Consider the following 19578-nt stretch of genomic DNA (forward strand, 5'->3'; position numbering starts at 1 on the left):
GGACCTACGGAGACGACGTCGCCCGCAGCGTGGGGCGACACAGGAGCCGCACGGAATGCGGCCCGCAAACCAACTAGCAACAATCCCAGTTATACCAAACCCGCGAAAAATCCCCTGCCGCCAGCCGCTCCGGCTCGATAAAGAAATTCCCGACTCCGCAATCCCCCCACATGATCCAGACGCCATTGTCTTCGTCATGGGTGTCCATCTGGAATAACAGCTGCCAGGGCTGCTGGCTCTGCAGCTGGGTCTTGGCGTATGGCCGTGGATCTTCCTGGGTGAAATAGGCGTAGCCCCCCAGCTTGCTGCCGGTACCCAGGCCCGCATCAAACAGCTTATCGATGAGATCGTCATCGAGGTTATCCATCTCCTGGGCTATGGCCTCGAAGCGGTAGTCACTGGGGGCCGGCAGATCGCTCACGGCCGCAAAGCGCAGCGCATATTCCCCCGCCAGCGGCAGCAACGACTCGACCGGCGGCGTCGGCAGCTCAGCCGCACTCAGCGCCTCGCCGTCACAGGCCGGATGGAAGACCACCCGGTAGCCATCGGGGCTGGCCAGCACCTGCTCCAGCGGGCGCTCGAAATCCAGGCCATAGCTCTCATCTTGGGCGAGGAAAAACTGCAGCAACCCCTGACGCGGCCACAACGGCAACGGCGGCAACTCGGCCAGATTGAACTGGGCCAGCAGCGACAGGGGCGCACCTGCGGCAGTCTGTGGGTAGGGTAACGTACGCGGCCACCAGGGCTGGCCGCCAAATTTGCTACTGGTGGCACGGGCCGGTGCCTGTGCCAGCGGGGTGATCGAAACGGCGGGCAGGCCGTGGGCCGCCAGATCCGCGAGTACCTGCTGCATCTCGTCGTGGGTTGTCATCACTTATCTGCCTCATGGGGCGCCTGCTCTGCCCGGAACCGTCCGGCAGCCATCTTCGGCACCATGGCGGCCAAGGTAGCGCAAAGTGCTGGAGCAGACCAGAACGCCGGGGCGAAAAAGCCCGCGTTTACACCGGAAGCGGCCCCGCCAACCGCCAGTGCCGCCAGCAACCGCCAGCTACCCGCACCGCCAGCCACTAGGTCGCACAAGCCCGCGACTTACAGGCGATGGGCTTGCAGCGCCTGACGCAGCCATTGGGCAGCGGGGCCTAGCGGGCGAGCGCTGGGCCATAGCAGTTCGATGGCGAGCTCGGGTATGGGCGGGAGAGCGCCATCGGCCAGGCAGACCACTTCGCCGCGAGCCAGCGCATCGGTCAGCAAGAAGGCGGGTACTGCGGCCCAGCCCAGGCCGCGTTTGACCAGCTCCAGCACACTCAGATCCCCTTCCGCCCACCAGATGGTGGTCGATAGCCGGAAGCGCTCCCGCTCGCCCCCCGGCTGGCGGCCGGTGACCAGCAGTTGGCGATAGCGCCCCAGATCCGCCAGTGCAGGTGCCGCCAGTTGCGCCAGGGGATGCGCGGCGGAGACCACCAGCGGCATGGCCATCTGCCCCAGTCCAAAATGCGCCAAGGCTGGCGCAGTCTCGATGCCCTGATAGCCAATACCGAGCTGGGCCCTGCCACTTAGCAGCATTTCGCTCAGATCCTCCATAGTCGGGAACAACAGCTCCAGCTCCAGAGAGGGATAGCGCCCGGCCAGCTGCTCCAGCACCGGCGCCAGCCAAGGCAGCAGGGCGTCATCATCGATGGCCAGGGTCAGTCGCGCCTCGACCCCGGCCGCGAGTTCAGCCGCCACCGCCTGCAGTTGCCCCTGTTGCGCCAGCAGGGCGCGCGCCTCGGCCACCATACGCTCGCCAGCCAGGGTCAGGCGCGGCAGACGGCCACTGCGGTCAAACAGGGTCAGCCCCAAGTCGATCTCCAGATTGGCAATCGCGGTACTGACCGCCGATTGCGCCTTGCCGAACACACGGGCGGCCGCCGAGAAGGAGCCGCTATCCGCGGCCGCCACCAGCAGTTGCAGACTCTCCAATGACAGTTTCATCTATCTGATTTCCTGATAGCTACTAACTTGGTTCCCTCCTATTAATCATATAGATTGTCCCCTATCAAGCCTATTGTGCGGACAGGAGCCACATAGAATGAAGATGCGTACCGGTGCCGACCGTTTGCGGCATACCCTGGGTTTCGAGGTGCTGGGGCTGCTCATCTCGATCCCCTTGTTCAGTCTTTTTACCGGCCAACCGGCGGACCATCTGGGGCCCCTGGCCATCGGCTTGTCCTTGCTGGCGACGGGCTGGAACTACCTCTACAACCTGCTGGTTGATCACTGGATGCTGCGTCAGCTGGGGCGATTGGAGAAGCGCCTTATCGAGCGGGTGCTGCATGCGCTGCTGTTCGAGTTGGGCTTACTGCTGGTCGCTCTGCCGCTGACCGCGCTGTGGCTGGGCATCTCGTTGTGGCAGGCGTTGTGGCTGGATATCGGCTTCTCGCTGTTCTTTGTGGTCTATGCCTTCGGCTACAACCTGGCCTACGACCGCCTGTTTCCGCTCCCCGCTCCCGTCCGTGGCTAACGGGAGCTGCGGCTGACAGGCCCTGCGACTGACGGATACTACGGCTGACAGGCACCTCGACTGACAGCCGCCGCAGCGGAAAATAGGGCGGCACAAGATCCGCGGCGAGCGGCCAATATCATGCGCCTTATATTTCCGCTGATTTGCTAAATACTCTATTGATTCAGCATCCAGTCAGCTTTCTATATCTTTTTAACTAATATAAATCAGTGATTTAAATCTTATATTTATATGCATTTATTATGGTTATTTTAAATTGAAAGTTATTGTAAAGAACGCTCTATTTAGATTGATGATTGAATATCCGCTATGCCACCCTTTGTTCGGCATTAAATACACAGGGGTTTATCCCCACCCATAAATAATTAAAGCTGAACCGAGGGTTAATCATGATGAATAAACATATGTTGGCACTGTTTTCTGCATTGAGTTTCTGTGTTAGTGGCATGGCCATGGCCGCTGTGGACTGCAGCAATGCAGCGAATCAACATAAAGATGAATGCGTGCGCACCAAGATAAATGTGCAGAATAATAACGTCGTGGATTGCACGAATGCGGCCAATCAACATAAAGATGAATGCGTACGCGCCAAAATAAATGTGCAGAACAATAATGATGTAGTGGATTGCAGCAATGCCGCCAATCAACATAAAGATGAATGCGTGCGGGCGAAAGTAAATATGCAGAATAATAATAACGTCGTGGATTGCAGCAATGCGGCGAATCAACACAAAGATGAATGCGTACAGGCCAAAATAAATACCAGCCAGCGGAGCCCGGTATTAAATTGCCGGAATGCAGACAATAGCAACCAGGAGGATTGTCTACGTATCAAAAGCCATCATCCTCGCCAGTCATCATAAAGCGCTGATGCTCGCCCGACATAGGTGGCGCGCCCATCATGAGTCTCTGCTTGGCAGTGCATCGGCAGCCAGCGCCACGACGCCTGCCGTACCCGCATCCTGAGCTGATCCGCCCCGTATCCAGCCCCTTATCGAGGATAGAGAGCTGGATCCGGGGCGGAGCGCCATCCAGCGCTAGCTGGTTTTGCGACCTATGGGCCGATAGCCCTGCCAGAGGATCGGATCCGGCTGGCCATGGGGATTAGGTTCGAGATGAATATGGAAGCCCTGCAACTCATCCAGCAGCAGCTGGTTATCCACGTCCTTGAGATTGTCCTTGTGCTGCTGGGTCGAGCCCACCAGCAAGGAGGCCAACGCCTGTTGTTTGGCTCCAGCGGCATCGGTGGCGACAAACAGCCCGAAGTCATGTAACTCCGCCAGGATATGGGGGCTGTAGCCACCGACATTGACGAAGTAGAGCTTCTGCGCCGCGGCCGAGCGTGTGGGCTGCAACTGCACATCATAGCCGCCGACCCAGCGCACGATTTGGTAGCCATCCAGGTGCAACTTGTCCGCATCGCCAAACCAGGCGGCCTGCAGATGGGGGATCGCCGCCTCCACGCTCTCGGCCACCACAAACTGGATATCATGGACTTCGATATTCGATTTTCCGGCATTGCCACCGACATAAAACAGATACAGCTCGGGCATCTCGCCTCCTTATCAGCACAGGGCAGGTTTCTAATTCAGGACTTTTCATTGGCTCTGTTCCGGTTAAGCGTTGTTCGGCTCAAAATCCGGCATCAAGCCGCTATGCCGCAGCCAGGAGTCAGGACGAACGCAGACACGCCATAAATACATCCCTGCCGCCAACGGTCTGCTTTTCGTCCAGACTCCACCCCTATTGATTCACAACAGATAACCGGGATAGAGCCGTTCATTGACAGCAGGCGCCCGATAGTACGCCGGGGTGATGCCGGGAGCCAAGAATTCCATGGCGGGTCTTGCGGCCTGTCATCGGCCGGTAACATCTCCATGCGAGGCTGATTATGTTGATGCTGCAACCTTCATTTTGCCTACCCCGCGCTGCGGGGTTCTTTTTTTCCGGCGCCACGATTTTTCCCGCCCAGCGCTGCCGCGAGTTGCCAGCGTGGCGGTGGCATCGCATCATAGCCAAAACCTCCCCCTAAGCCTTGGCATCCAAAAGTCCCATGAGTCTGTTCAAACGCCTGAGCGAGCGGCTCAGAGCTCCAGAGCCGGTCCCGGCGGCGCAGCCACAAGCACCCAAGCCACCGGCAGCTCAGCCCCGAAGGCGCAGCAGCGGCGTATCGCTGGATCCGCAGCTGATGGCGCGCTGCGAAGCAGCGCTGAGCCAGCGGCTTGAGCAAGCCGAACAAGCCTTGCAGCAGAGCTGGCCGCGTCCGCAACTCAGTTACACCCAGCGCGGCAAGGCGGCAGGCACCGCCCATCTGCAGCGCTGGGAAATCCGTCTGAATCCGGTGTTGCTGGTCGAGAACCAGGCGCTATTCCTGCACGAGGTGATCGCCCATGAGCTGGCCCATCTGCTGGTCTTTGCCCGCCATGGCCGGGTCGCGCCCCATGGCAGAGCCTGGCAGGCCATGATGCGGCAGGTGTTCGGCTTGGCGCCCCGTGTCACCCACCAGCTGGATATCAGCAGCTTGCAGGGGCCGCTGTTTGCCTATCAATGCGCCTGCCAGCGCCATCAGTTGAGCCTGCGTCGGCATAACAAGGTGCAGCGCGGCCAGAGCCGCTACCTGTGCCGCCATTGTGGGCAACCACTCACCGAAGCCAGCCACTCATCACCTGCCCCAAACGCCTAAAAAAGACTCTCATGAGTCAGGCGTCGAACCCTGAACCAGTAATAACCGAAGCGACAGGCGCACAAAAAAGAAGCAAGATCCTTCCCTTTTGCACCCATTAGGAGTCTTGTGTCGTTCTGACACCCCGAATTCTTCTTGTCATGAACCCGTGGCCATGATCTCGCTATCGTCACGTCAAAAGGAGCTTATTGTGACTACTCCATCACCCTCGACAGCACCGCGCTGTACCCTGTCGTTCCCCATCCTGATCCCCAGCCTGATCCTGATTGGTCTGCTGTTGCTGACCTGCTCGCTCGCCCCCGAGGCGGCGGCCCGCTTCTTTGGCGCCGGCCAAAGCTGGATCACCCAGCACTTCAGCTGGTTCTATGTGCTGGCGGTCGGCCTGTTTCTGATCCTGCTGCTGGTATTAGCCATCAGCGATTACGGCAAGATCCGCCTCGGCCCCGATGATGCCCGCCCCGAGTTCAGTTTTACCTCTTGGCTGGCGATGCTATTCGCCGCCGGTATGGGCATTGGCTTGATGTATTTCGGCGTTGGCGAGCCGATGATGCATTTTCTGGCGCCGCCCCAGGCCGCCGCCTCGACGCCGGAGGCCGCCCGTGAGGCCATGGTCACCACCTTCTTCCACTGGGGATTCCACGCCTGGGCCATCTACGCCATCGTCGGTCTGGTACTGGCCTACTTCGGCTTTCGCTATAACCTGCCGCTGACCATCCGCTCCGGCCTCTATCCCATCTTCAAGGATCGCATCCATGGGCCGATTGGCCATGCCGTGGATGTGTTTGCCCTGGTCGGCACCATCTTCGGCATCGCCACCACCTTAGGCTATGGCGTGCTGCAACTCTCGGCCGGGATCACCCGCCTGACCGGGCTGGATACCTCGGGCGATCTGTTCCGCTTCGGGCTGATTGGGGCTGTCATCGCACTGGCCGGGATCTCCGCCGTCTCCGGGCTCAACAAGGGGGTGCGCCGCCTCTCCGAGCTCAACCTGCTGCTGGCGGTCACCCTGCTGCTGTTCGTGCTGTTCGCCGGCCCGACCGAATTTATCCTGGGGGCGCTGTCGGAAAATATCGGCAACTATGTGTCGCAACTGACCGAGCTGACCTTCCGCACCTTTACCTATTCCGAACCCAATCAGCAGGGCTGGTTTGGGAACTGGACCCTGCTCTACTGGGCCTGGTGGATCTCCTGGTCGCCGTTTGTCGGCCTGTTTATCGCCCGTATTTCCCGCGGCCGTACCCTGCGCGAATTTATCCTCGGCGTGCTGTTCGTTCCCACCGCCTTCAACCTGCTGTGGATGACGGTGTTTGGCAACAGCGCCATCTGGATGACACTGCAAGGCGGCCACGCCGAGCTCGCGGCCACTGCCAGCAATGTGGATGCCCTGCTGTTTAACTTTTTCGATCTGCTGCCGGGCTCGGACCTCACCTCGGCCCTGGCGGTGCTCTTGATCACCATCTTCTTTGTCACCTCCGCCGACTCCGGGGCCTTCGTCATCGACAATATCGCCACCCTGGGCCACGAACGCTCGCCGGTCTGGCAGCGGCTGTTCTGGGCCCTGTTGCTGGGGCTGACGGCGAGCATCCTGATGGCGACCGGAGGATTGGCCGCCCTGCAATCCATGACCCTGATCGCGGCGTTGCCCTTCACCGGCATCATGTTATTGCTGTGCTACAGCCTGTATCGGGGATTGCAGGCCGATAAGGCCCATTCGACCCGCCGCCTCTCGCCCGCCTCCGACTTCTGGAATGGCAAGCACTGGCGAACCCGGCTGGATCGCCTGGTACGTCATACCGGCCCGCGCGAGGCGCTGAACTTCCTGGAGCGGACCGCCTTACCGGCACTACACAGTGTCAGCAGCGAGCTCAACGAGCGGGGCTTGAACAGTCGGGTTGAACAGACCGATGCCCAGCAATGTGCGCTGGTGATCCCCCAGCAGGGGCGCCGGGACTTCTATTACGGCGTGCGTCTGGAGTCCAGACCGCTTCCCGCCTTCAATCCGCTGGCGGCGGCCCATAGCGGCGATCAGAACCTGCGGCTCTACGAGGCGATGACCTTCTTTGCCGATGGCCGCGCCGGATATGACATCCAGTATCTGACCCGGGACGAGATCAGCGCCGATGTATTGCGTCACTACGAGCGCTACCTCAGCCTGATCCAGAGTGACAGCACCGAGCTGCTCAACTCGGCACCGGAGCACAGCACGCCTCCGCTGCCGCCCACCGAGTAGCCGCCACAACATAAAGGCTAACTCCCAGTTAGCGGTTGGGAATCAAGAGGGATGGCGTCTGGGCGAAAAGCAGACCGTTGGTGGCAGGGATGCCACCATCGAGTCCCCAGGGATGGGTTCACGACGTGTCTGCGGCTCGCACAGACGCCAGCGCGACACCGAACTGACACAGAGCCAACAATAAGGCCGGGATTTCCCGGCCTTATTGTTGGATGTCGGTTACCGTCGAGAGACTCAGATCACCTGCTGCACCAGCACCGATAGCCCTTCGCCCTGCAACTGCCCGCTTGCCACACGCTGGGCTATGGTCGCGGCATCGTAGCGATCCGCCGGGTAGAGCACCACCACGCTGTGATCGCCAACCCGCAGGAAATGGCTCTCGCCAAACGGGGTATAGCGGGTCGCACCAATCGAAATCAGCGCCTGCGCCGGATAGCCACTGGCCTTGAGCAGGGCGGCGATATCTTCGGCCGGGCCCTCATCGGCCTGCTCGTTCATCTTCTCGATGATCCAGTCGAGCAGGGTGTGGTGGAAATAGCTGTAATCCACCACGGCACTGTCAACGCCATAGGCGTGGCACTGGCCGTCGCGCAGCAGGAAACTGGCGATGCGGTAGCCATCCAGCACGCCACCCGGTTGCAGATGATCCAGCGGCAGCAACTCGGCGGCTATGCCCTTGCTGGCGGCGCCCCAGTTCTTCTTCTCCGAAATCTTGCGCGCCCCTTCCTTGCGGATGGAGCAGTCGTTATAGGCACCGAAGGCCCGCGGCGTCAGGCTGACCACCCGTCCATCGTGATAGCCGATATCACACAACAGCCCCACTTCCGGCTCGATCTGCAGATTGTCCGCCCCTTGCGGGAAACGGATCGCCTCATGGCTCAGGGGATAGGTCGCCAGAAAACCACCGGCGCCCTCGGGAAGATAGAAGGGAAAAATGGCCTTCGGCGCTATGGCCTCCTTGACCTTGACCGCGACAAAATCACGGGCCTCGCCAGCTTGCTCCAAGTGACCGGCGAAATTTCCGGCCACACCCAGACCGATGACGGAACGATAGGACATTGCGACTCCTTGCCTTGCTGGCTACGCATGAATGAGTGTCCGAGTCTAGCCGCTGTGGCACGGGCGTCAACCGCGCAGCCCTTTTCTTCTCCCCGGCGGATGGTATTCTTAGCCCTCCGTGGCGACCTGTCAGCGCTGACAGGTACGCCGGTTGTCGTTGTCCGCCGAGAGATCCCATGCCACGCCGTCATCCAATTCGCGTTTTGTCCACTCTGGCCCTGTTGTCGCTGCTGGCTGCGATCCCGGCTGCCGCCGCCGACGGCGAGCCGAAGACCTTTGTCGAAGCCAAAAAAGCCCTGCTGCAGATCTACAAGGCCAACCCGCAGCAGCCCAGCTTCTATTGCGGCTGCACCATCCGTTATCAGGGCAAGAAAATGACCCCGGATTGGGACAGCTGTGGCTACGAGCCGCGCAAGCAGGCCGCCCGCGCCAGCCGCATCGAGTGGGAGCACATAGTGCCGGCCTGGGAATTTGGCCACCAGCGTCAGTGCTGGCAGCAGGGCGGCCGCAAGAATTGCGTCGCCAACGATGAGGTGTTCGCCCTGATGGAGGGCGACATGCACAATCTGGTCCCCGCCATCGGCGAGGTGAATGGCGATCGCGCCAACTTCCGCTACTCCGAGTGGGGCGCCAAGCCGGGTCAATATGGCCAGTGCAGCATGGTAGTGGACTTTGCCGGTAAACGGGTACAACCGCCGGTTGGCAGCCGGGGCGCCATCGCCCGCACCTACCTTTATATGGCGCAGCAGTATAAGCTGCGCATTGCCGAGCAACAGCTCAGACTCTTTACCGCCTGGAACCGCAGTTATCCGGTCACCCCCTGGGAATGTCAGCGCGATGCCCTGATCGCCCGGGCGCAAGGCAACCACAACCCCTTTGTCGAGGAGCAGTGTCACTGATGCGAGTGCCACGAATTTATGAGCCAGGTCCCCTCTCCAGTCATGCGTTGCTGGATCTGAGCGAGGATGGCGCCAACCATATCGGCCGCGTGTTGCGCATGCAGGCCGGGCAAGAGCTGGTGCTGTTCGATGGCCGGGGCGGCCAGTATCCGGCCACCATCCAGGCGGTCGGTAAGAAGCAGGTCCAGGTCCAACTGGGCGAGCTGGATCCGGTCGAGGTGGAGTCACCGCTGGCCATCCATTTTGGCCAGGTGATCAGCCGGGGCGACAAGATGGAATTCACCATCCAGAAATCGGTCGAGCTCGGCGTCAACGTCATCACGCCGCTGTTTTCCGAGCGCTGCGGGGTCAAACTCAGCGGTGAACGACTGGACAAGAAGCTCGAACAGTGGCAGAAGATTGCCATCAGCGCCTGTGAACAGTGTGGCCGCAATCGCATCCCCGAGATACGTCCGGCCATGGAGTTGGCAGCCTGGCTGGCCGAGCCGACCACCGAGCTCAAGCTCAATCTGCACCCGCGCGCGCCGTACAGCATCAATACCCTGCCTGAGCCGAGCCATGGCATCCGGCTGCTGATTGGCCCGGAAGGCGGCCTCTCGGCGGCGGAAATCGAGCAGGCCCGCGAGCACGGCTTTGCCGATATGCTGCTGGGCCCCCGGGTACTGCGCACTGAAACCGCCGGTCTGACGGCCATCACCGCATTACAATGTCGCTTCGGCGATCTGGCATAAGGATACTTAAGCAATGGCCATTAAACTGGGCATAGTGATGGACCCGATTCAGTCCATCAAAATCAAGAAAGACTCCAGCTTTGCCATGTTGCTGGAGGCACAGCGTCGGGGTTACGAGCTCTATTACATGGAGATGGATGACCTCTACATGGAGCAGGGCGAAGCCTTTGCCACCATGCGCACCCTGAGTGTCTGGGATAACAGCGAGAGCTGGTTCGAATTCGGCGAACAGCTGGATCAGCCGTTGGCCGAGCTGGATGTGATATTGATGCGCAAGGATCCCCCCTTCGATACCGAATTTATCTACGCCACCTACATGCTCGAGCGCGCCGAAGAGCAGGGCGTGCTCATCGTCAACAAGCCGCAAAGCTTGCGCGATGCCAATGAAAAACTCTTCACCGCCTGGTTTGCCGAACACACGCCAACCACGCTGGTCACCCGCTCAGCCGCCAAGCTGCGCGCCTTCCACCAGTTGCATCAGGATGTGATCCTCAAGCCCCTGGATGGCATGGGCGGCGCCTCGATCTTCCGCTTGAAGGCCGATGATCCCAACGTCGGTGTCATCATCGAAACCCTGACCGAACACGGCAGCCGGTTTTGTATGGCACAAACCTATCTGCCGGCGATCAAGGACGGCGACAAGCGGGTGCTGGTCATCGATGGCGAACCGGTGCCCTACTGCCTGGCGCGGATCCCGGCCCAGGGCGAGACCCGAGGCAATCTGGCCGCCGGTGGTCGCGGTGAGCCGCGCCCGCTGAGCGACAGCGACTGGGCCATTGCCCGCGCCGTCGGTCCCAAGCTCAAGGAAAAAGGGCTGATCTTTGTCGGACTGGATATTATCGGCGACCGGCTGACCGAAATTAACGTCACCAGCCCGACCTGTATTCGCGAGATCGAAGCGGTATTCCCGGTCAGCATCACGGGCCTGCTGATGGATGCCATCGAGCGGCGTCTGGAAGCGGCGGCCGGGTAACAGGTCGAACACACGGTGGTGACGCAGTCACCACCGGATCGCGTGCGGGGCCACAGACCCGGCCCCGCACGCCAGCATTGGAGAAAAGCTACCGGATGAGTTATCTACAAAACCATCTTCTGATTGCCATGCCGACCATGGAGGATAATTTCTTCGCCCGTTCGGTGATCTACGTCTGCGAGCATAACGCCAAGGGCGCCATGGGGCTGACCCTGACGGTGCCGCTGGATATGGATTTGCACCACCTGCTGACCCAGATGAAGATCGAGGATGTCAAGCTGGAGCTCTCGAGCCAGCCGGTGTTGGCCGGTGGCCCTGTGAATACCGATCGGGGATTCGTGTTACACACCCCGCGCTTGGGCCTGCACAGTTCGCTGCAACTGACCGACGATCTGATGATTACCACCTCGCTGGATATTCTCAAGGAGCTGGCCACCGGGAACGCACCGGAGCAGTTCCTGGTGGCCCTCGGCTATGCCGGTTGGGAAGCTGGCCAGTTGGAGCAGGAGCTACTGGATAACAGCTGGCTGACTCTGCCCGCCACCACAGAGCTGCTGTTTAACACCCCGTGGCAAGATAAATGGCTGGCCGCCACCCATGCCATGGGCATCGATATCTGGCGCGTCGCGCCGCAAGCCGGACACGCCTAACCCATGAACAAGGATCGGCCATGAAACAGCCAGGACAACGCACCCTGCTGGGATTTGATTTCGGTACCCGCAGCATAGGCGTCGCCATCGGCCAGGAGATCACCGGCTCCGCCCAGCCACTGCGCGCCCTCAAGGCCAACGATGGCGTGCCCAACTGGGAGGAGATCGACAAGTTGCTGCAGGAGTGGCAGCCGGATCGGGTGATCGTAGGCCTGCCGCTGAATATGGATGGCACCGAACAGCCGCTCACCCAGCGTGCGCGCAAGTTTGCCAACCGGATACATGGCCGCTTCGGTGTGGTGGTGGATCTGCAAGATGAACGGCTGACCACCACGGATGCCCGCGCCCGGTTGTTCGAACGCGGTGGCTACCGCGCCCTGGAAAAAGGCATGGTGGATGGTATTTCCGCGCTGCTGATCCTCGAGGCCTGGATGGAAAGCCAATACGGCGACTAGGGGCGACCGTTGCCGATTGTGAGCCACCCGCAGCAGAAGAGAGCTGACGGCTGCCCCATCTGACGCTACTATCAAGCCTATCTGGCGCGGATTCGGCCTTTACAGGAGTCATCATGAGCTCAAACCTGAAAAAAATTACCTTTGGCGCTCTCGGCCTGATCACTCTGATCTCCGGTCTGTGGCTGGATTTTTATCTGCCAGAGAAGAGCATCGCCACCATCACGGGTGTCGAAGTCAAACGGGTCGACAAAGATGGGCCCATCGGCAAGGAAAATCCGGCGGACGGTCCGACCATGGATGTTTATTACATCTACACAGCTCAGGATGGCGAGAAGGTGCGGGTGTTCCGCAACGAAGATACCCGCTGGAGCTTTCCGTTCTACTTCAAATTTGACTCCGCCGATGTGCAAGCCAAGGCCAAGACGCTGGAGTTCGAGAAGAAGCTGGCGCGGATCACCTCCTACGGCTGGCGCATCAACATGCTGTCGCAGTTCCCGAATGTCACCCATATCGAGGTAGTCGACACGCCCGATGCATCGACCTTTACCTTCTTCCGCTGGTTCTGGTTCCTGCTCTGGGCCGCCGGGCTCGGCTATGTGGCGTTATTCCTGAGCCGTTACTTCGACAAAAAAGAGCTAGCGGGCTGATAACAGCACGCAGCACCAGCAAACCCCATGAAGCCGCTGATCAGCGGCTTCATGCTATGGCAGAGCCACTGCCCACGCGTCAGGAACAGCGCTGGACTGTCGCTCAGGGCGCAAACGATCGCGCAACGACGCACTGGCTCGACCAGCGGCAATAAAATCGCTTTCCTGCAAGCTTTGGCGATCTGGACTTGCACTGAGAGCCTATCCCTCGTTTACTGGTTCAGGAAATCCGCCGCCCATCACAAAGCGCGAGCGGATGTGCAGTGCACGTTTGTCTGTAGCCTTACCGAGAGCCTCCGCCATGGAAAACCAATTAGAACAACTCAAGCGTCTGACCACGATTGTTGCAGATACCGGCGATATTGAGGCCATTCGTCGCTATCAGCCGCAAGATGCCACCACCAATCCCTCCTTGTTACTCAAAGCCGCCGAAATGCCGCAATATGCGGCCTTGCTGACGGCCGCAGTGAGCTGGGCGCGGACTCAAACCCCGGATCCGCAGCAACAACTCAAGGAGGCGGCGGACAAGTTGGCCGTCAGTCTGGGCTGTGAAATCCTCAACCTGGTACCGGGACGCATCTCTACCGAAGTGGATGCCCGTCTCTCCTTTGATACTCAGGGCAGCATCGACAAGGCCCGCAAGCTGATCCGCCTGTATAACGAAGCCGGTATTTCAAACGACCGCATCCTGATCAAGCTGGCGGCAACCTGGGAGGGGATCCGGGCGGCGGAGGTGCTGGAGCGCGAAGGCATCCAGTGTAATCTGACCCTGCTATTCAGCTTCGCCCAGGCGCGCGCCTGTGCCGAAGCCGGTGTCTACCTCATCTCCCCGTTCGTCGGCCGCATTCTGGACTGGTACAAGGCGCATAACCCGCAGGCCGACTACACCGCCGATACCGATCCGGGCGTGTTATCCGTCAGCACCATTTACGATTATTACAAGCGCCATGACTACCCGACCGTGGTGATGGGCGCCAGCTTCCGCAACGTCGGTGAAATTCTCGCCCTGGCCGGTTGTGATCGACTGACCATCAGCCCGGCCCTGCTCGAGGAGTTGTCCCGTCGCGAGGGTGAGTTGCCGCGCCGTCTGCAGCCCCGGGAGACCAGACAACCACGCCCGCAGCCCTTGAGTGAAGCCGAGTTTCGCTGGCAGCAGAACCAGGATGCCATGGCCACCGAGAAGCTGGCCGAGGGCATCCGCAACTTCGCCATCGATCAGGAGAAGTTGGAATCCCTGCTGCAACAATACCTGGACTAAAGAGCCAATCAGGTACCTCATCTCATCACCCATCAAGGCCTCGTTAGAGGCCTTTTTATTGCATTTGATGGCGTTAGCAGATTGTCATCAAGTCGTCATAGAATGATTTTATTTTCAGTTCGAGTGTGATATATCCAAATACGATGACTACTGCGGTAAAGGAGAGACCATGGAAAGGTTCAATCTGGAAGTCGATGATCTGGTCGTTGTTGACAGCGAAACACGTAGCGCACGCAACGCCGCCAAAAAACGCAAGTGGCGGGAGATTGAAGCGCTGAAGGAAAAATACCGTTTGCAGAAGGAGTTAGAGTCCATTGATCTGGCCTACGAAGGCGCCAGCGAACTGAATTTCTAATCACATACTGACGTGTTACCGCAAAAAAACGGGCTACCTGCAGGCAGCCCGTTTTCATATCCAGAGGTGATTCACAGCCCCAGGCTACTGGAGATATCCCGGTACCGCTCGGCCACCTCGCGCCCGAATAGTGGATCATCGGCGGTCTTGTAGCGCCAGTTCTGCTCCAGATGCCGCCAATCATCCTCGGTCAGCTTGGCACGCAACTCCGGAAAGACCTCACCCTCTTCAAAATCCATATGCCGCTGTTGCAGCACGATGAAAGATTCCAGCTTCGCGGTCAGTTGATCCAGCGGGATCACGGCATCCATCAGGATCATCTCCACCAGCTCGGTCAACTCTTTACCCGCCACAACCACCAGCTCATGCTCGTTCTTCAACCGGTCGGTGATTTGGTCATCCTGACAACGATACTTGAGGTAGTAATCGTAGATCAGGTCTTCCTGCGGGTGATGACATTGATCAGAGACCTCGCTCAGATAGCTGAGGATGTCCCGAAGCAGGCGGTAGCGCACTTCCTTCTCGCTGCGGATGGCAAACAACTGCTGGCGCAGCAAGTCCAGCAATTTGGCAATATTGATATGTTCGCGATGCAGTTCACTCAACATAGTGCGCATTCCTTTCTGGCAGAGCTGGCCCGAATTGTCAGTATAACGACTCTGTGGCGCCCATCGAGCAAGAAACCGGCACTTTGCCGCGCTACATCACGACTTTCATGGCAACTGCCAGTCGATCGGCTTGAAACCCTGCGCCTGAAGCAGTTGATTAGTGGCAGAAAAATGACCACAGCCCAGAAAGCCCCGGTGTGCCGATAACGGACTGGGATGTGGAGCCGTCAGCACATGGTGACGCTGGCGATCGATGAACTGACCTTTCTTCTGCGCATGAGCACCCCACAGCAAAAACACAATCCCGCTGCGCTCGGCGTTCAGGGCCGCAATCACCCGATCGGTAAACTGCTCCCAACCCAGTTTGGCATGGGAATGCGCCTTACCGGCTTCGACCGTCAATACGGTATTGAGCAGCAATATGCCCTGTTGCGCCCAACTGACCAGATGACCATGGGATGGAATGCGAAACCCCGGAATATCCCGAGCCAGCTCTTTGTAGATATTGACCAGGGAAGGCGGTGTCGCAACACCGGGTAATACGGAAAAGCAGAGGCCATGGGCCTGGTTAGGACCATGGTAGGGATCCTGGCCGAGTATCACCACGCGCACCGTATCGAACTCGATATATTTGAAGGCGTTGAATACATCACTGGCTGGCGGGTAGATCAGCTTACCGGATTCACGCTCCTGCCGGACGAAGGCCAGGGTCTGCTTGAAGTACGCTTGCTCTTTTTCTGCACCTATTACGTCGGACCAGCATGCCATAAGATTAAAATCACCAGTGAAATCAAAGCACAGAGCTTAATTTAGCCCATGACTTAGAGCAAGGCGAGAGATAGAAAGCCTTAATTTGTAGTAAACTTACAACATTACGAAAACAATCCAGCAACGTTTATTTTATTGCCCAACAACAAGTGACGCCACAAGATCATGTTTTATTGATTTATATCAATAAAAATCGGCAATAGACCTAGATAAAGCAGGGTTAGATCACTTGAACATAAGTCGTAAATTTACTAATGTAGTAGTCATAATACATCATTAAGTAATCGAGTAGTTCCTCCCCTCGGGAGGCACTCCAAAACCAGGGTCAGTCTGCAGACAGTGGTGGACAGATCCGAATCATAGAGAGGAAACAAACATGGTTAAGGGTATCCAAATCACCAAAGCAGCGAACGATGCTCTGCTGAATTCATTCTGGTTGCTGGACGACAGCAAGCAAGAGGCCCGTTGCCTGTGTGCCAAGGGGGATTTCACCGAAGATCAGACCGTGGCCATCGCCACGCTGGGACAAATCGAGTACCGCGAAATTCCAGTCAAGCTGGAGCCGGTGGTGGAAGGTGGTCAGCACCTGAACGTCAACGTATTGCGTCGTGAAACTCTGGAAGACGCAGTTGCCAATCCGGAAAAGTATCCGCAATTGACCATCCGTGTTTCCGGTTATGCCGTGCGCTTTAACGCACTGACACCGGAACAACAACGGGATGTCATCACCCGGACTTTCACCGAAAGCCTGTAATCAGCCGCGATTCGGTAGATAGATGCAAACGCCTCCCAATGGGGAGGCGTTTTTGTTTTCAGCTGCAAGCGAACCCACTCAGGGATAGTGCAATTCCAGGCTGATCGGGTTGTGATCGGAGCCGGTGCTGCGCTGACTGGTTGCCGCGGCCACCGTCAGACCCCGGGTGAATGCATGATCCAGCGGTAGAGAGCCAACCCGCATACGCTCATCCTGCCCGAACCTCACAGGCTGCAATTGGTTACGCACCATGATCTGCTGCAACAGCGTCAGACGTTTACTATTCCAAGTATTGAAATCTCCGGCGATCAACACAGGCCCCTGATACTTGCGGGTCAATTTGCCGATTTGCTCCAGTTGCTTCTTGTAAGCCGCCATCCCCAGTTCGAAGTTGATAGCGTGCACGTTGACCACCATCAGGGGGTAACGGCTACCCTGTAACGGATAGAGTGACATGAGTGCGGATTTCGGGAGCCGGCTCGATGGCTCCGGCAGTCGCCAGGAGCAACTGTAAACAGCAGGATCTTGTGCCGCATTCAATACCCCGGCGGTTCGTTGCTCAAACCGGAACGCGGCGACTTGCTGCCAATGCCAGTGGCCAGAGGCAAACCAGCTCGCCAGCTCCGGTGCATCGGTCGCCTCCTGCAGCAACAGCAAGTGCTTGCCCGCCCCCCACTTGGTCAGCTCCGGAGCCCACTCCTTCGCCTGCAACTTATAGATGTTCCACACCAAGACGTTAAAAGAGGCCGGCAAGCCACCAGGAAACCCCTGGCGGGCAGGAACATGACCACAGCGATCAATGAGTTGCTCACCCGCGTTGCTATAAATTACCTCGTCACCCGGGATCTCCAAGCAAGCGGTCAGCAACAGGGCCCCCACGAGCGTTAAACCATAACGAACACAAGACATGGACTTTCTCTTCAAACATCCGGTTGCGATGACAACCAGGCAAGTGGATCCGGGATCTGATAGCTGTAGCCTAACATTCGCTCGACCTTGCTCCCATCAATTTGCTTGCCCGATGCCGCTTCATGACCAAAAAGAGGTCGCGGGATGGCAAGCCGATCGCAAGCTTGGCTATAAAACTCCCGTCGTGACGGGTGCGCAGGGGCACAAGCATTAAACACCTCCCCCCAACGCTGTTGCTGCAGGATAAGGAGCAGGATGCCGACTACATCGACCAGATGCACCAGATTCACTGGCGCACGACCGTCATCCATGGCCTTTCCGCTCAGAAAGCGCCCGGGATGACGTCCCGGACCGAACAGCCCAGCCGGACGCAGTATCGCCCACTGCGGGATGCGCGAGGTACGAACCAACTGTTCGGCGTGCAACATACGCTCGCCCCGAGCGGAATCGGGGCAGGGTTCCGCCTCCTCATGTCCTGTAGCCGCCGCACCGTATACCGAGGTTGAACTGATCAGGATCAACTGCTGACATCCCGCCTCGGCAAACTGGCTCAGCAGCCGTTGCAGCAGCCCTAGATAATCCTGACAACGACTGGGCGGCAATGTCAGTATCATAGTCTCGGCACAAAGAGTCTCGGGCACAGGCTCCCTGGAGTCTCCGTTCCAGCAGGTCGCACGGATACCAGCGACACTTAGCTGCTGGCTTTTTTCTGGCGTTGTACAACTGCCGGCCACCGAAAACCCTCGTGCTTGCAGCGCCTGCGCCAACGGTAATCCCAACCATCCCAAACCAATAATGCAGATCCTGTCCATCGCGACGACTCAAAAAAAAACGGCCATCTATGATGGCCGCTAAAAGTAACGAAGGAAATATCTGGATCTTAAACCAGCTATTTCCCACAGCGGGAATTAGTGAAGTGAAACCAGACTGGAATAGATACTACCGGCTTTGACGGCACAAAAAATTGAACCAGATCACCTTTGAAAGGGATTTCTGCAAACGGTTTCAATGACAATAGAGAAAAGGGGAGTTTCCTCCCCTTCTACGGATGATTTAGCGTGGCAAGACAGAATCGCGAATCACCATCTCAGGCACGAACTTCAAACGAATACCCTCGACCGGTTTATTATCCAGCATGCGTACCGCCAGTTCAGCTGCCTGTTCACCAATTGCTTCAATCGGATACTTTACCGTGGTCAGCTTCGGCCGAATAAAGCGGATATATGGAATATCATCAAAACCCACCACAGAAACACTCTGCGGCACGGCAATATCATGTTCCATCAGGCAAGAGATGCCGCCCGCTGCCATCGCATCGTTGAAACCGACAAACGCGGTAAACGGCACCTTGCGCAACAACAGCTCCTCGGCGGCGACATGTCCACCCACCTCATCCGGGAAAGCCGATACCACGAGCTGTTCATTAAACTCGATGCCCGCCTCTTCCAGGCCCTGCTTGTAACCTTCAAAGCGCAGGTTGGCATCGGTAAAGTCCATATCGTCGGTGGTGATAAAGGCGATTTCCTTATGGCCCTGACTGGTCAGATGCCGCACCGCACACAGGGTTCCTTCGCGGTTATCCAGCCACACACAGCGATCTTCTGCACCTGGAACCTGGCGATTAACAAAGACCACGGGGGTTGGCCCATGCGCCAATTCCAGCAACTCCTCATCGGACAATGCCTTGGAATGCAGAATCAGGGCATCGCACTGCCGCTGCAGCAGCGCCTCAATAGCATGTCGTTCACGATATTCATCGTGGTTACCGGACATAACGATGGTAAATTTATTAGCTTTATCAATGATGCGCTCAATACCCAGCATCATCTGCGCAAAGAAAGGGCCGCCACAGAGATCGCCAACCAGGACCCCGATACAGTTGGAGCGTTTGCTCACCAGAGCCTGAGCGAAGCTGTTCGGACGGAAATTCAGCTCCTTCATTGCACTCAACACGGCTTCACGCTTTTCAGGTGCCACCTGGGCAGTGTTATTAATGACCCGAGATACGGTCGATATCGACACATTTGCCAACCGTGAAACGTCTTTGATCGTGGCCATGCCCAATCCCCTCAGATGAAAACGATGAACTCGGTGCGCTG

General features: G+C 58.2%; 22 protein-coding genes and 1 pseudogene. 13 read left to right on the top strand and 10 right to left on the bottom strand.

What is annotated here, in order from left to right; genetic code table 11:
* Window positions 1-73: 73 nt before the first annotated feature.
* A complete protein-coding gene (locus tag ACZYUB_RS08070; protein ID WP_463947185.1) occupies window positions 74-871 on the bottom strand; it encodes a YwqG family protein in 798 nt (265 codons plus the stop codon).
* 218 nt (window positions 872-1089) lie between these two features.
* Entirely contained in the window at window positions 1090-1971 is an 882-nt protein-coding gene (locus ACZYUB_RS08075; RefSeq protein ID WP_463946985.1) for a LysR family transcriptional regulator, read from the bottom strand.
* A 97-nt stretch (window positions 1972-2068) separates the two neighbouring features.
* Between ACZYUB_RS08075 and ACZYUB_RS08080 the strand changes: the two genes are divergently transcribed.
* Window positions 2069-2500 (top strand): PACE efflux transporter, encoded by a 432-nt coding sequence (locus ACZYUB_RS08080; protein ID WP_463946986.1) that lies wholly within the window; start codon window positions 2069-2071, stop codon window positions 2498-2500.
* 389 nt (window positions 2501-2889) lie between these two features.
* Window positions 2890-3363, top strand: coding sequence for a hypothetical protein (locus ACZYUB_RS08085; protein WP_463946987.1), 474 nt, complete (start codon window positions 2890-2892; stop codon window positions 3361-3363).
* Between the two features lie 174 nt (window positions 3364-3537).
* Here ACZYUB_RS08085 and ACZYUB_RS08090 read toward each other — a convergent pair whose 3' ends face one another.
* Complete coding sequence (locus ACZYUB_RS08090; protein ID WP_463946988.1) at window positions 3538-4053, bottom strand: DUF1543 domain-containing protein; 516 nt, start codon at window positions 4051-4053, stop codon at window positions 3538-3540.
* 635 nt (window positions 4054-4688) lie between these two features.
* Here ACZYUB_RS08090 and ACZYUB_RS08095 point away from each other — a divergent pair.
* Window positions 4689-5183 carry a SprT family zinc-dependent metalloprotease gene (locus ACZYUB_RS08095; protein ID WP_463947187.1) on the top strand — a complete coding sequence of 165 codons (495 nt, stop codon included), beginning with the start codon at window positions 4689-4691 and terminating at the stop codon, window positions 5181-5183.
* Between the two features lie 190 nt (window positions 5184-5373).
* Window positions 5374-7413 carry a BCCT family transporter gene (locus tag ACZYUB_RS08100; protein ID WP_463946990.1) on the top strand — a complete coding sequence of 680 codons (2040 nt, stop codon included), beginning with the start codon at window positions 5374-5376 and terminating at the stop codon, window positions 7411-7413.
* Between the two features lie 234 nt (window positions 7414-7647).
* Here ACZYUB_RS08100 and ACZYUB_RS08105 read toward each other — a convergent pair whose 3' ends face one another.
* Complete coding sequence (locus tag ACZYUB_RS08105; RefSeq protein WP_463946992.1) at window positions 7648-8472, bottom strand: DUF5718 family protein; 825 nt, start codon at window positions 8470-8472, stop codon at window positions 7648-7650.
* Between the two features lie 194 nt (window positions 8473-8666).
* On the opposite strand from ACZYUB_RS08105, the gene ACZYUB_RS08110 reads away from it, so the two are divergent.
* The 8 genes from ACZYUB_RS08110 to ACZYUB_RS08145 all read left to right on the top strand — a co-directional run bounded on the left by ACZYUB_RS08110 (window position 8667) and on the right by ACZYUB_RS08145 (window position 14440).
* Window positions 8667-9371 carry an endonuclease gene (locus ACZYUB_RS08110; RefSeq protein WP_463947189.1) on the top strand — a complete coding sequence of 235 codons (705 nt, stop codon included), beginning with the start codon at window positions 8667-8669 and terminating at the stop codon, window positions 9369-9371.
* Window positions 9371-10102: a 16S rRNA (uracil(1498)-N(3))-methyltransferase gene (gene rsmE, locus ACZYUB_RS08115; protein WP_463946993.1), complete on the top strand. Its 732-nt coding sequence runs from the start codon at window positions 9371-9373 to the stop codon at window positions 10100-10102. Before ACZYUB_RS08110 ends, rsmE begins: the two co-directional genes overlap by 1 nt.
* A 13-nt stretch (window positions 10103-10115) precedes the next feature.
* On the top strand, window positions 10116-11075 hold the full coding sequence (gshB, locus tag ACZYUB_RS08120; protein WP_463946995.1) for a glutathione synthase: 960 nt from the start codon (window positions 10116-10118) through the stop codon (window positions 11073-11075).
* A 95-nt stretch (window positions 11076-11170) separates the two neighbouring features.
* The gene (locus ACZYUB_RS08125; protein ID WP_463946996.1) at window positions 11171-11725 is read left to right on the top strand and encodes a YqgE/AlgH family protein; all 555 of its coding nucleotides are present in this window, start codon (window positions 11171-11173) and stop codon (window positions 11723-11725) included.
* Between the two features lie 20 nt (window positions 11726-11745).
* Entirely contained in the window at window positions 11746-12180 is a 435-nt protein-coding gene (gene ruvX / locus ACZYUB_RS08130) for a Holliday junction resolvase RuvX (RefSeq protein ID WP_463946998.1), read from the top strand.
* 113 nt (window positions 12181-12293) lie between these two features.
* Window positions 12294-12827, top strand: a complete 534-nt coding sequence (locus tag ACZYUB_RS08135) for a DUF1523 family protein (protein ID WP_463947000.1) — start codon at window positions 12294-12296, stop codon at window positions 12825-12827.
* A gap of 301 nt (window positions 12828-13128) precedes the next feature.
* Complete coding sequence (gene tal / locus ACZYUB_RS08140) at window positions 13129-14085, top strand: transaldolase (RefSeq protein ID WP_463947002.1); 957 nt, start codon at window positions 13129-13131, stop codon at window positions 14083-14085.
* A 169-nt stretch (window positions 14086-14254) separates the two neighbouring features.
* Window positions 14255-14440 (top strand): DUF3545 family protein, encoded by a 186-nt coding sequence (locus tag ACZYUB_RS08145; RefSeq protein ID WP_460883907.1) that lies wholly within the window; start codon window positions 14255-14257, stop codon window positions 14438-14440.
* Between the two features lie 71 nt (window positions 14441-14511).
* Here the strand turns inward: ACZYUB_RS08145 and ACZYUB_RS08150 are convergent, their stop codons facing one another.
* Together ACZYUB_RS08150 and ung are read right to left on the bottom strand one after the other, a co-directional pair.
* A complete protein-coding gene (locus tag ACZYUB_RS08150; protein ID WP_463947004.1) occupies window positions 14512-15048 on the bottom strand; it encodes a hemerythrin domain-containing protein in 537 nt (178 codons plus the stop codon).
* 105 nt (window positions 15049-15153) lie between these two features.
* On the bottom strand, window positions 15154-15816 hold the full coding sequence (ung, locus tag ACZYUB_RS08155) for a uracil-DNA glycosylase (RefSeq protein WP_463947005.1): 663 nt from the start codon (window positions 15814-15816) through the stop codon (window positions 15154-15156).
* A gap of 376 nt (window positions 15817-16192) precedes the next feature.
* Here ung and grcA point away from each other — a divergent pair, with 376 nt between their 5' ends.
* On the top strand, window positions 16193-16570 hold the full coding sequence (gene grcA, locus ACZYUB_RS08160) for an autonomous glycyl radical cofactor GrcA (protein WP_463947006.1): 378 nt from the start codon (window positions 16193-16195) through the stop codon (window positions 16568-16570).
* 78 nt (window positions 16571-16648) lie between these two features.
* Here grcA and ACZYUB_RS08165 read toward each other — a convergent pair whose 3' ends face one another.
* From ACZYUB_RS08165 to ACZYUB_RS08180, 4 genes and pseudogenes are all read right to left on the bottom strand, one after another.
* Entirely contained in the window at window positions 16649-17479 is an 831-nt protein-coding gene (locus tag ACZYUB_RS08165; protein WP_463947007.1) for an endonuclease/exonuclease/phosphatase family protein, read from the bottom strand.
* Window positions 17480-17490: 11 nt separating this feature from the next.
* A complete protein-coding gene (locus ACZYUB_RS08170; RefSeq protein ID WP_463947191.1) occupies window positions 17491-18120 on the bottom strand; it encodes an NAD-dependent epimerase/dehydratase family protein in 630 nt (209 codons plus the stop codon).
* 39 nt (window positions 18121-18159) lie between these two features.
* Window positions 18160-18291 (bottom strand): annotated as a pseudogene (locus ACZYUB_RS08175) (NAD(P)-binding domain-containing protein); the annotation flags it as partial.
* A gap of 241 nt (window positions 18292-18532) precedes the next feature.
* Window positions 18533-19537 (bottom strand): LacI family DNA-binding transcriptional regulator, encoded by a 1005-nt coding sequence (locus ACZYUB_RS08180; protein WP_463947009.1) that lies wholly within the window; start codon window positions 19535-19537, stop codon window positions 18533-18535.
* Between the last annotated feature and the right edge of the window lie 41 nt (window positions 19538-19578).

Source organism: Pseudaeromonas sp. HNCC25DJ182 (assembly GCF_055413365.1).